The organism is Parapedobacter indicus, assembly GCF_900113765.1.
GTDB lineage: Bacteria > Bacteroidota > Bacteroidia > Sphingobacteriales > Sphingobacteriaceae > Parapedobacter > Parapedobacter indicus.
Genome location: NZ_FOQO01000006.1, coordinates 303,667 through 316,019 on the forward strand (window position 1 = coordinate 303,667; position 12,353 = coordinate 316,019).

The following is a 12,353-nucleotide window of genomic DNA, read 5'->3' on the forward strand; positions in this document are numbered from 1 at the left end:
ACTATGTCAACGGATGATCTTTCAAATATTGTTCCCACTTCCAAGCCGAACGCATCATTTCTTCGATTCCCAGTTCGGCTTTCCAGCCTAACTCCCGGGTTGATTTGGATACGTCGCCCCACACCTGTTCTACATCGCCAGCGCGGCGCGGGCCGATCTGGTAGTTCAATTTTACACCGGTTGACGCTTCAAACGCTTTAATCACTTCCAATACGGAATTGCCTTTTCCGGTACCGATGTTGAACACGTCGTAATTCCCCGCCGGATTCCCCTCTTCCAACAAACGGATTGCTGCTACGTGTGCTTTGGCCAGATCCACCACGTGGATGTAATCCCGGATTGCCGAACCATCTGGTGTACGGTAATCATCACCGAATACCGTGATCGGACCTCGCTTACCGATAGCACTTTGGGTAATAAATGGAACCAGATTCTGCGGTACACCTAGCGGCAACTCACCAATGAGTGCACTCTCGTGAGCCCCCACCGGGTTGAAGTATCGTAGCGATATAATATGGTAGTTGCCGTTCGCAGCAGCCGTTTCTGCCAGGATCTCCTCAGCAATCTGCTTCGTATTTCCATAAGGCGACTCCGCTTTCTTCACGGGTGCCTCTTCCGTAACAGGTAGTACATCCGGCTGGCCATATACCGTACAGCTCGATGAAAACACAAAATTTACGGATTTCCCCGCGTATGCATTGAGCAGGTTGATCAGCGAGAAGAAGTTGTTGTGGTAGTATTTCAGGGGTTGCTGCACAGACTCTCCCACCGCCTTGTAAGCAGCAAAGTGGATGACACCGGTAATATTGGGATGATCGGCAACGAACCGGTTGACCTTTTCACTGTCACACAGGTCGAATTTATGGAACTCGGGCCTGACACCGGTAATTTTTTCAACCTGGTCTAGCACACCCGCATTGGAATTCACTAGATTATCTACGATAATTGGTGTATATCCGGCACGCTGCAATTCGACCACCGTATGCGAACCGATGTATCCCGTACCTCCTGTAACTAATATATCGCTCATTTATTTATTATAATAGGTAAAATCCTTGTGTTTGATTTCCTGATCGGGCAGTGACCTGAAATATTCATAGGTAATGCGTAGTCCTTCGGCCCGGCCTATTTTCGGTTCCCAGCCCAGCAATTCTTGTGCTTTGCTGATATCAGGCCTTCGCTGTTTGGGGTCATCAACGGGCAGCTCTTTGTATACCAATTTCTGCGTAGTGCCGGTCAACTTGATAATTTCTTCTCCGAATTGTTTAATGGTGATCTCATCGGGATTTCCAATGTTAACAGGATAGGGATAATCGCTCAGCAGCAGACGGTAGATCCCCTCTACCTGGTCATCCACATAACAGAACGAACGGGTTTGTGAACCGTCGCCAAAGACGGTAAGATCCTCACCGCGTAGCGCCTGGCCAATAAATGCCGGCAACACCCGTCCGTCGTTGAGCCGCATGCGCGGCCCATAGGTGTTGAAGATACGCACGATACGCGTTTCAAGCCCGTGAAATGTATGATAGGCCATCGTGATGGCTTCCTGAAAGCGCTTGGCCTCGTCATACACTCCCCGTGGTCCCACGGGATTCACGTTGCCCCAATACTCCTCGGGCTGCGGGCTGACGGTGGGGTCTCCATAGACTTCAGACGTGGAAGCCACCAGGATCCGGGCGCCTTTCGCCCGCGCCAATCCCAGCAGATGGTGGGTTCCCAACGAGCCTACTTTCAGGGTTTGAATGGGAATCTTCAGGTAATCAATGGGACTGGCCGGAGACGCAAAATGGAGGATGTAATCCAGCTGTCCGGGGACATGCACAAACGTTGACACGTCGTGCTTGTAAAATTCGAAATTTTCCAGCTTGAATAGGTGTTCGATGTTGCGAAGGTCGCCCGTAATGAGGTTGTCCATGCCAATCACATGGTAATCCTCTTTGATAAAGCGGTCGCATAGATGTGATCCCAGAAATCCGGCAGCACCGGTGATGAGTATACGTTTTCTCGACATAATTGCGCGGTGTATCGATTAAACTGACAAATTTACTTTCTATTGTAAATTTGCCTAAGTTTGGCGCGAATATAAGGATTTATAACCAAGATGTGGGTACTCTATCTCGTTGGAATCAAAATCTATGGACTACTAATTTCCATTTTGTCGCCTTTCAACGACAAAGCAAAAAAATGGGTCCTTGGACGGCGAGGATTGCTGCGTCGGATTGCCAGGGAAGTAAGTACGGATACGCAATCCATCTGGTTTCATTTTGCATCACTGGGTGAATTTGAGCAGGGACGGCCGGTGCTGGAAGCCATCCGGTCACGTCTTCCCGATACCCCGATTGTGATCACCTTTTACTCACCGTCCGGATACGAAATACGGAAAAACACTCCGCTCGCCGACCATGTATTTTACCTACCGGAAGATACGCCTGCCAATGCCAAGGCGTTGATCCGTTTAATTAACCCGTCGCTGGCCATATTCACCAAATACGAATTTTGGCCTTTTTACTTCCGCGCATTGGCCTCCCAAGACATCCCTCTTTACCTTATTTCCGCTATTTTCAGACCGGATCAGCTATTTTTCAAGCCTTATGGGGGCTTTTTTCGGAAGACTCTCAGATGTGTGACTCATTTTTTTACGCAAAACAAGGACAGCCTCGTCTTGTTGGCCCAACTGGGATTTACAAACGCTAGCCTTACCGGTGACACACGTTTCGATCGGGTAGTTGCCCTGCCGCAAACACGGAAACACATCCCCCAAATCGAGTCGTTTGCTAAAGAATCCCCGTTGCTGGTAGCTGGCAGCACGTGGCCGGCAGACGAAGAGCTGCTGTCGCATTTGCATAGGAGGTTTCCCGACTGGAAAATCATCATCGCTCCCCATGAAATCCATGAAGAACATCTCCGTTCCATCGAAAAGCTGTTTCCCGATGCAATACGCTTTTCCAAGCATAGCCAATCGGCCGATCATCCCCTGCCGATCGCGGGCCACCGGCTACCTCCTACCGTCCTCATCATCGACAACATCGGTATGCTTTCGTCACTTTACGCGTACGGCCAAATCGCTTACATCGGCGGCGGCTTCGGCGTGGGCATTCACAACACCTTGGAGGCCGCGGCTTACGGCATCCCTGTGATTTTCGGATCCAACTACCAGAAATTCCAGGAAGCAAAAGACCTCCTAACCAATGGTGGTGGGTTCAGCGTACGTGACGCGGATGAGTTAATCGCTGTTTTTGAAAACTTACTGATAGACTCCTTACGCAAACATGCAGGGCAAATTGCAGGCCGATATGTACAGGAGCATGCAGGTGCAACGGCGATCATTCTTCGCCTACTCATCGAAAAAGAGTTCGGAGGCTATACGGTCGGCCAGTAATTTACCCCGATGGGTCAAGGTAGCGACTTCGCCAATGAGCGCTACATCACCCCTCGAAACAAAGGGTTGCAGTTCCCCGCGAAGTGCCGTATAATAATTGGTGCCGAAAGAATGTGCTACGTATTCCAGATCCAAGCCCCATACGGTTCGAAGTGCCGTCATGATGTATTCGTTGATTCGGTCCCGCGTACTGAGTTCTTCACGTTCGCAGGGCACAATACCACTTTGAATCGCCTGAATATATTTGGCGTTATTGCGTACATTCCATTGACGGGTATAACCGTCAAACGAATGTGCCGATGGTCCGATACCGAGATAAGAAACCCCTCGCCAGTAATTGCTGTTGTGGCGCGCATACTGCCCTGGCTTGGCAAAATTGGAGATTTCATACTGCTCGTAGCCAGCAGCGATGAGTCGTTCCATCAACTGTTCAAACTGGGCAGCATTCTGCTCTTCATCCATCGGAGATTGGCTCCCCTTTCGGATAAAAGCCGCCAGTGCAGTCTGCGGTTCAACGGTCATGCTATAAGCCGATACATGAGGAATTCCAAAATCCAGTAACCGATCGATATTCTGGAGCCACTTCCAATTGGTAAGCAGCGGATATCCATAAATCAGATCGGCGGTAATGTTATTGTATCCGCTGTCCTGCACCCGCTGGATTGCTTTGCTTGCTTCGATAGCACTGTGGGCACGGTTCATCCAACGTAAATCTTCTTCAAAAAAAGACTGGATGCCTATACTGAACCGGTTTATCGGCGTATGCCGCATCGCAGTCACTTTCCGGCCATCCAGGTCATCGGGGTTAGCCTCTAGCGTAATTTCGGCATCGGGAAGGATGTCGAAATGAAAGGCCACCGCATCAATCAACCGGGAGATGTCATCTGCTTCAAGCAAAGACGGGGTGCCACCACCGAAATAAATGCTCTCAATCCGCTTATCATCCAGGTAGCTTGTTTGCAACGAAATCTCTTTTTCCATGGCAGCCAGCATTTCCCCCCGATACTTCAGTGAAGTGCTGAAATGGAAGTCGCAATAGTGACAAGCCTGCTTGCAAAAGGGAACGTGGAAATAGACACCTGACATGCGACAAAGATAAAACCCTATTTTCAAAAAAATAGCGTATATTGGCCAGCCCCTTGTAAACTTTATGAACCGATTGGTCAAGATAATAGCTTTCTTGCTTTCCGCGTCCATCCTGTCCGGATGTATAGGAGAGACTATTAATGAAGAATGGCGCACGTTTACCGGAACCAACGCGGGTATGCGCTATGTAAAACAGGGCGATATTACTCCGGAAAACGTTAAGGAGTTAACGATTGCCTGGGAATACGATACTGGAGATTCTATTGGAAAAGGTTCGACCATCCCAACCACCCCCTTGATGGTAGATGACGTACTATATGGCGTTTCCCCCAATCAACATTTGTTTGCGCTGGATGCACGTACGGGTGAGGAACAATGGGTATTCAAAGCACCCGATCCGACAGCTAGGGGCTCCATCCGGAGCATTTCCTTTTGGCAAGATAAATCGGGTCGTGAGAAATTACTCTTTTATGCCACCGGACCAAAGTTATATGCCGTAGACGCCACCACCGGTAAAATCATTCCCACATTCGGCAAAGAAGGATACATCGACTTACGAATGGACATGGATGGTCCCTATGAAAACAGTTGGATGGCCGGAAATACGGCCCCGATTGTCTACAAAGACCTACTTATTATGGGCATGCGGTTGAGCGAAGGTGCCGATGCTGCCCCCGGACACATCCGTGCGTTCGATGTACACACCGGCAAACGTCGCTGGATATTCCATACGATCCCCCATCCGGGCGAAAAGGGGTACGAAACCTGGGAAGATCCCGATGCATGGAAGCAAGGCGGCGGCGCCAACAACTGGGCAGGGATGGCGATTGATGAGAAACGTGGAATTGTGTACATTCCCCTGGGATCGTCCACACCGGATTTTTACGGCAAACGCAGGAAGGGCCAAAACCTGTTTGCCAATTGCCTCCTGGCGCTAGACGCTAATACCGGCCATTATCTTTGGCACTTCCAGACCGTCCATCACGACTTATGGGACCGAGATCTTCCCGCATATCCCAACTTGGTTACCGTCAAAAAAGATGGCAAATGGGTAGATGCGGTGGCTCAGATCACCAAATCGGGATACATCTTTCTCTTTGATCGGGTCACGGGTGTCCCCATATTCCCAATTAAAGAGGTCAGCGTACCTCCTTCGGACCTTCCTGACGAAGAGGCCTGGCCTACCCAACCGATCCCCACACTGCCCGAACCCTTCGCAAGGCAGCATTTTGGGGCGGAGGATATCAGCGACCGGACCCCAGCCATCCACCGGGAACTTCTGGAAGAGTACCACCGATACCGGAATGATGGCATGTTCGTTCCTCCTAGCTTGCAGGGTTCCTGGTTATTTCCTGGTTTTGACGGCGGCGGTCAATGGAGCGGTGCCGCTGTGGACCCTGAGACCCAGATACTCTATGTTGGAAGTTCCGAACTTCCCTGGCGCCTGCAAATGATCCCCAATCCGGCGCTGAAGGAAGAAAATGCAAAAACACTGAAAGAACAGGGGAATATGGTATACAGGAAGACCTGTGCTTCTTGCCACGGGACGGGCCGCCAAGGTATTGGGCCGTCTTTCCCCGCCCTGCAGCATTTAGAAGACCGTATGACCGTGCAACAAGCGAAATTGGTAATTGAAAACGGCCGCAATATGATGCCTGCTTTCAAAGATGTGCTTGACGATGGCGATAAAACTGCGCTGCTCACCTATTTGATGGATCTGGAAGACAAGGAGGCCATTCCTAAAACGGAGCATGCATCAATAGCAATCGATCGGTCTTCGCTTCCAGCATATACGCTGAATGGATACCAGCGGTTTATGGATCGGGATGGCTATCCGGGCATCAAGCCCCCATGGGGAACATTAAATGCGGTGAATCTAAACAGCGGAAAATTGCTGTGGAAGGTTCCTTTGGGAAATTTCGCCGAGTTGGGAACCGCGGAAGATACCGGCACAGAGGTTTATGGAGGGCCGGTCGTAACGAAAAGCGGCCTGATATTCATCGCAGGCACACAAGATGAAAAAATACGGGCATTTGACAAAAAAACAGGGCAAGTCCTTTGGGAGCATCCGCTTCCTGCCGCTGGGTTTGCATCGCCAGCCGTTTATACGATTGATGGGAAGCAATTTGTCGTTATTGCCGCCGGTGGCGGAAAGCTGGGCATGCGATCGGGCACGAAATACCTTGCTTTTGCCCTTCCCTAATTTGTAGAAAAGCAACCAATATGAGTACTATATCAAATAAATATAACGTAAAATATGAAAAATAGTCAATTATCAAGAAGGCAGTTCTTGGGCACAGCTGCACTAGCTGCTGCCGGTATCGCCGTATCGAACAAATCCGCATTTGGAATGCCTGCCTATATCAGAAATCTGAATAAGCCAAACTCCGTATTCAAAGGGGTACAAATTGGTGTGATCACCTATTCGTTCCGCAGCATGCCCAGCAGTGCCGAACAGTTGCTCCAATATTGCCGCGAGTGTGGTGTCGGCGCTGTGGAGCTCATGGGCGATGCAGCCGAAACATTCGCAGGTGCACCGGTAGCACCTGCACGTCCCAAACGCGGCAGTACCGAAGGACAGGAGGCTTGGAAAGCACACCTGCAAGCACTGGCGGCTTGGCGGGAAAAGGTGCCCATGACCCGGTTTGAGCAACTCCGCAAGTTATACAACGATGCTGGTGTGAAGATCTACGGTTATAAACCCAGTGCGTTAGGTGTGAACAATACGGATGGAGAAGTTGAATATGCCTTCCGAGCCGCCAAGGCGCTGGGAGCCAACCAAGCCAATATCGAGTTTCCAACCGACCCGGCACAAACCAAACGCTTGGGGACATTGGCTGCCAAGCACAAAGTCTATGTGGGTTATCACGGACATACGCAACAAACGTTCGATATGTGGGACAGCGCTATCGCCCAATCCCGTTATAATGCGATGAATTTTGACATGGGGCATTATGTGGCTGCTGGATTCGACGCCATCGAATTTATAAAGGCGAAACACCAACACATCGTCAGTATGCACGTCAAAGACCGCCAAACCAAAGAACATGGTGGCGCAAACCTACCTTGGGGACAAGGCGACACACCCATTGCGGAAGCCTTGAATCTGATGTCCAAATCGCATTATAAATTTCCGGCAACCATCGAACTTGAATACCAAATCCCCGAAGGGTCCAATGCGGTACAGGAGGTGGCTAAGTGCCTGGAATTTGCAAGAAAGGCATTAGGGGCTTGAGCAGCATACACAGCCAATTTAATTACGAATAAACTATATGGAGAAAAAAATTCTTTTGAATGAACGGGACATGCCTACACAATGGTACAACATTGTAGCCGACATGCCCAATAAGCCCTTGCCACCGTTGCATCCTGCTACTAAACGGCCTGTTGGTCCCGACGATCTCGTGCCGCTCTTTCCCATGGCACTGATCCAGCAAGAAGTTTCGGCCGAGCGTTACATTGACATCCCCGAAGAAGTACAGCAAGCTTACCGCATCTGGCGCCCCACGCCGTTGATGCGCGCAACCAACCTGGAAAAGGCACTGGGCACAGACTGCAAAATCTACTACAAGTACGAGGGCACCAGCCCCAGTGGCTCACACAAGCCTAATACGGCCATCCCCCAGGCGTACTACAACAAGCAGGCGGGCGTGAAACGTATCATCACCGAAACCGGTGCCGGCCAATGGGGTACTGCCTTGAGCTTTGCCTGCAGCCAATTCGGCATCGACTGCGAAGTGTATATGGTCCGGATCAGTTTCGACCAGAAACCTTACCGAAAAATCCTGATGAACACGTTTGGGGCAAAGGTCCATGCTTCACCTACGAACCATACACAGGCCGGACGGAATGCGCTCGCCGCCAATCCCGACACGCCAGGAAGCCTCGGTTTGGCCATCTCCGAGGCCATCGAAGTGGCCGTGGGTGACGATCAGACCAAATACGCGTTAGGATCGGTGCTCAATCACGTATTGCTTCACCAGACCATTATTGGTCAGGAAGCCAAGAAGCAACTGGAATACACAGGCGACTATCCGGACATCATCATCGCCCCTTTGGGTGGGGGTTCCAACTTTGCGGGCCTCGCTTTCCCCTTCATTAAAGACAAGATTGCCGGCAAAGCGATGCGTTGCATTGCGGTGGAGCCTGCCTCATGCCCCAAGCTGACCAAAGGTAAGTTTATGTATGATTTCGGCGATACCCAAGGATATACGCCGCTGTTACCTATGTATACATTGGGCCATACGTTTACTCCTGCAGCCATCCATGCGGGCGGCCTCCGTTACCACGGGGCCAGTGTACTATGCAGCCAATTGCTGAAAGATGGTCTTATCGAAGCCCAAGCCATCCAGCAGCTTGAATGTTTCGAAGCGGGCGTGCTGTTTGCCAAGGCCGAAGGAATTGTGCCTGCTCCCGAAGCCAATCACGGCATCGCACAGGTCATAAGCGAAGTCAACAGGGCCAAAGAGGAAGGGGTATCAAAAACCATTCTCTTCAATCTCTGCGGGCACGGTTTTGTCGATATGGCTGCTTACCAGGATTATTTCGACGGCAAGCTGCGGGATCACGTATTTACGGATGAAGAGTTGACAGCTGAAATCGGTAAACTGGAAGTGTTGCAGCCACAACCTACCGAATGATGCACCAACAAAATAGCCCCGGCGCTGGCCGGGGCTAAGTCTATTAATTATAGGAATTGATTATTAACGATTACATGGACGTTTTAGGGTGCTTCTGACCGTTATGGCACGTTGCACAGGTCACAGCCATTGTCCCGCTTTCTTCTCCATGCCCTGCAAAGTATTTTTTGTTGATTTTTGACACCATCTTGAGCATCTTGCGAGCGGCTGCCTTATGATGGTTTTCGTCGCTTGCAAAGTCCAGCTTTTTCGGATCAGATTTACTGGGAGCATGACAAAAATCACACTTCACCCCCAAAGCTGCATTAAAACCTTTCATTACTTCCTTAACCTGATCAATACTCATATCTTTGGGAAGTACTTTGAGGTTTTGGGGAGTGGGCTCTTGCGTCTGAGACACAAACGCACTCAAAACGCCGACAAAAGACAGAAGCAAGGCTGCTACAATTAATTTTTTGACACCTTTCATTTGAAAACAGTTTATTTACAATGGCCTCTTGAAACCTGCACGACAGGTCTCATCAAGTGCAGTATTGGATTACCGATGCAAAGTATCTAAAATCTGGAAAAAGTCCGAACAAAAACCACTATTTGGAATGGCTACAAATCTAAATACGCAAAAACTTATTAATACATAGGAGATATTGACACATGATCATCGAAACGCATCGAATCAACCAAACCGATATTGCCGAAGTGATTTCGGAAGAATGCCTGATTAAAACGGCCGAAGACGGGCTGGACTTATTAGGAAATCTGTACTATCAAGGTTTTGACCGGATCATTCTGTATGCGCATAACATCACGCCGAACTTCTTCGATCTGAAAAATGGACTAGCCGGTGAGATTCTTCAAAAATTTTCCAATTATCGGGTCCGGCTTGCTATCGTCGGAGATTTTTCCGCTTATACCAGCAACAGTATTCGGGATTTCATTCGTGAGAGCAATCGCACCGGACATATCAGTTTCTCGGATTCGCTATCTGAAGCATTGGCCAAACTCGGGTAAGTCATGATTCGTCCCATTTTGTAAGGGGAGCACCGAATACAAGTGGTTGCGCAACACTTTTTGAGGGTGTGGCATCCGACTTGAATTCCATCACCTTGCCGTCTTTCACAAAAGATGCAGCTGCAATATAAGCGGCATGGTATCGCTGGTGGTGACTGATATGCGAGCCGCCACCGCTCGAATCCACACGCAAAAATGAGATACTCACGTTCACCAAGATCAGCCGATGATCCATCTCAGTTATTGGTACCGAGGCTTTCTTTTCGGTAGCATCCCTGTCCCGATGCCCAAAATCCAACCGTTCCAGCCCATAGGCATCTACCGTCAGTCGTTCCACATCCATTGCCACGACCTGAACATCAAGACAAGCCGAAATTGCTTGCTCTGTCCCTTTAAAGCCACTTTCACCGGTGTTTCGCACACGTAAGTGTACCTTTCTGAATACCGGATCAATCAAAACCCCGACAGAAATACCCGGTGCCAACGTCGAAAACTGCGCTAAACCACGCTTTCCCTTCTTCGCTTCCGGTCCGGTATGGAGTACTGAAATGATGCGCACCGTGGATTATGTCGTATATTTTCTAATTTAGCCGTCAAATCAAAAAGGCTGTGTCGCAACGCTCATTGTGGAATAAAGTAAGTAAAGGGGATAAAAATGCCTTCGCAAAATGCTTTGACCAATATTGGGAGCCCCTCTACCATGCTGCTTTTTGGCGGGTGTGCGACGAAGAACTGGCCAAAGATCTGGTACAGGAGGTATTTATTACCCTTTGGGACAAGCGGGCAGACATCGTTATAACGGATAGCCTGCCCGGATACCTGCACCGGATGCTCCGCAACCGAATTATCAATCATTTCAAAGCAGAGGGAATCCGCCAGAATCATTACCAAGGCTCATCCTATAGCAGTCAGGCAGACGTACCGACACCGGAAACGGAAGCGTTATGGAAAGAATCCATCCAACGATACGAAGCCGCGGTAGCTAACCTACCGGAAAAAATGCGGAATATCTTTCTGCTGCGGCATGAGGAAGGCGCGGCGATTTCCGATGTCGCCGGGCGATTAGGCATTACCGTTCAAACGGTAAAAAACCAATATACTGCCGCCGTGAAACGCATTAAGCGCGAATTGCTAACGCCAGACGGCAACCAAACCAGTCCGCCCTCTTCAGGATTGCTGGCCGTCACTATTTTTTTCTGACCTACCTGGTACTTCGGAGCACGAGCATTGTCAAGCTATAAAGTCCCCTGGGGATTTGTTTAGCGAAACAACGATGGACGAACAGAAAATAGTGGAATTGCTCCGGCTGCAACGGGAACTTACCACCGAAGAAAAAGAAATGCTTTACGAATGGTACGGCCAATTTCCCGAGTACCGTCACCTAACGTTTGACAGCCTATCTGACAAACAGCGCATCGCGCGTGAGATGCACAGTAAGGTATTCGAACAGTTACCGGCGCGCCCCCGGCAGTTGTGGCCGTTTGTCATGCGTATTGCCGCGGTCGTCATTGCAGCCATTGCATTGGGCTGGTGGCTATGGCCTACTGCACGTAAACACGCACCAGATAACGCCCGTTGGGTCGAAATCCATGCAGACAGCGGAGGGAAAAACAAGTTAGTCAAACTTCCAGACGGTTCCAACGTCACACTTTTCCCCGGTTCTACAGTGAAGTACAGTGAGCCCTTTGATAGTGGAAAAAGACAGGTAACCATCGGCGGTCTGGCTTATTTCGAGGTGGTACACAACAGTGGACATCCGTTTACCGTGCAAACGGCAGCAGATATCTCTACTACCGTGCTGGGCACTACGTTTACCGTCAAAGCATTCGAACATAACACGACGGTTCAGGTCGGCTTACTTTCCGGCAAGGTACGGGTGGATAAAGCGGGTGAAACAATCGACGTTCTTGATCCCAATGAGCAACTGATTGTGGGCACGAGAGACAACTACGTGCACAAACAACCATTGGGCAGTGGCCGAGGCATCGAGTGGCTTTCGGGAACGCTCGTTTTGAACGATGCTTCGCTCCACGAGATTGCCGCGGTCATTCAGCATGTATATGGCTTGTCCGCTTCTTTTGATGAACGGGCCACCGAACACATGCGTTTCAATCTGCAAACACAAATGGACGCTCCGATTACGGAATTGCTGGAAATGATTTCGCTCATCTCCGATCTCGATTGCCATATCGACAAAAACACCGTGTTTTTCGAGCTACAAAATCTTTAAATCACTAACT

12 protein-coding genes are annotated in these 12,353 nt (G+C 49.8%); 7 read left to right on the forward strand and 5 right to left on the reverse strand.

Translation table 11 applies throughout. The annotated features are described in order from the left end of the window. Position 1 precedes the first annotated feature (1 nt). Together galE and BMZ56_RS14040 are read right to left on the reverse strand one after the other, a co-directional pair. Complete coding sequence (gene galE / locus BMZ56_RS14035; RefSeq protein ID WP_090627741.1) at positions 2-1,030, reverse strand: UDP-glucose 4-epimerase GalE; 1,029 nt, start codon at positions 1,028-1,030, stop codon at positions 2-4. Continuing rightward, positions 1,031-2,011 carry a UDP-glucuronic acid decarboxylase family protein gene (locus BMZ56_RS14040; protein WP_090627743.1) on the reverse strand — a complete coding sequence of 327 codons (981 nt, stop codon included), beginning with the start codon at positions 2,009-2,011 and terminating at the stop codon, positions 1,031-1,033. A 90-nt stretch (positions 2,012-2,101) separates the two neighbouring features. On the opposite strand from BMZ56_RS14040, the gene BMZ56_RS14045 reads away from it, so the two are divergent. Then, complete coding sequence (locus BMZ56_RS14045) at positions 2,102-3,379, forward strand: 3-deoxy-D-manno-octulosonic acid transferase (protein WP_090627745.1); 1,278 nt, start codon at positions 2,102-2,104, stop codon at positions 3,377-3,379. Here the strand turns inward: BMZ56_RS14045 and hemW are convergent. Beyond that, positions 3,335-4,465 carry a radical SAM family heme chaperone HemW gene (gene hemW / locus BMZ56_RS14050; protein ID WP_090627747.1) on the reverse strand — a complete coding sequence of 377 codons (1,131 nt, stop codon included), beginning with the start codon at positions 4,463-4,465 and terminating at the stop codon, positions 3,335-3,337. The two genes, BMZ56_RS14045 and hemW, sit on opposite strands and share 45 nt — an antisense overlap. Positions 4,466-4,529: 64 nt before the next feature. Here hemW and BMZ56_RS14055 point away from each other — a divergent pair, with 64 nt between their 5' ends. Genes BMZ56_RS14055 through BMZ56_RS14065 form a run of 3 tightly spaced genes read left to right on the forward strand, consistent with a single transcriptional unit; the run spans position 4,530 to position 9,105 of the window. Continuing rightward, positions 4,530-6,668, forward strand: coding sequence for an outer membrane protein assembly factor BamB family protein (locus tag BMZ56_RS14055; protein ID WP_090627749.1), 2,139 nt, complete (start codon positions 4,530-4,532; stop codon positions 6,666-6,668). 54 nt (positions 6,669-6,722) lie between these two features. Further along, on the forward strand, positions 6,723-7,700 hold the full coding sequence (locus BMZ56_RS14060; RefSeq protein WP_090627752.1) for a sugar phosphate isomerase/epimerase family protein: 978 nt from the start codon (positions 6,723-6,725) through the stop codon (positions 7,698-7,700). 37 nt (positions 7,701-7,737) lie between these two features. Beyond that, entirely contained in the window at positions 7,738-9,105 is a 1,368-nt protein-coding gene (locus tag BMZ56_RS14065) for a TrpB-like pyridoxal phosphate-dependent enzyme (RefSeq protein WP_090627753.1), read from the forward strand. Positions 9,106-9,175: 70 nt separating this feature from the next. On the opposite strand, the gene BMZ56_RS14070 is transcribed toward BMZ56_RS14065, so the two are convergent. After that, entirely contained in the window at positions 9,176-9,574 is a 399-nt protein-coding gene (locus BMZ56_RS14070) for a c-type cytochrome (protein WP_090627755.1), read from the reverse strand. Between the two features lie 182 nt (positions 9,575-9,756). Here BMZ56_RS14070 and BMZ56_RS14075 point away from each other — a divergent pair, with 182 nt between their 5' ends. Beyond that, positions 9,757-10,113: a DUF4180 domain-containing protein gene (locus BMZ56_RS14075; RefSeq protein WP_090627757.1), complete on the forward strand. Its 357-nt coding sequence runs from the start codon at positions 9,757-9,759 to the stop codon at positions 10,111-10,113. Position 10,114: 1 nt separating this feature from the next. On the opposite strand, the gene BMZ56_RS14080 is transcribed toward BMZ56_RS14075, so the two are convergent. Continuing rightward, positions 10,115-10,672, reverse strand: a complete 558-nt coding sequence (locus BMZ56_RS14080; RefSeq protein WP_090627759.1) for a hypothetical protein — start codon at positions 10,670-10,672, stop codon at positions 10,115-10,117. Between the two features lie 50 nt (positions 10,673-10,722). Between BMZ56_RS14080 and BMZ56_RS14085 the strand changes: the two genes are divergently transcribed. Together BMZ56_RS14085 and BMZ56_RS14090 are read left to right on the forward strand one after the other, a co-directional pair. Further along, entirely contained in the window at positions 10,723-11,313 is a 591-nt protein-coding gene (locus tag BMZ56_RS14085; RefSeq protein WP_177195153.1) for an RNA polymerase sigma factor, read from the forward strand. Between the two features lie 73 nt (positions 11,314-11,386). Next, complete coding sequence (locus BMZ56_RS14090; protein WP_090627763.1) at positions 11,387-12,343, forward strand: FecR family protein; 957 nt, start codon at positions 11,387-11,389, stop codon at positions 12,341-12,343. Positions 12,344-12,353: the final 10 nt, after the last annotated feature.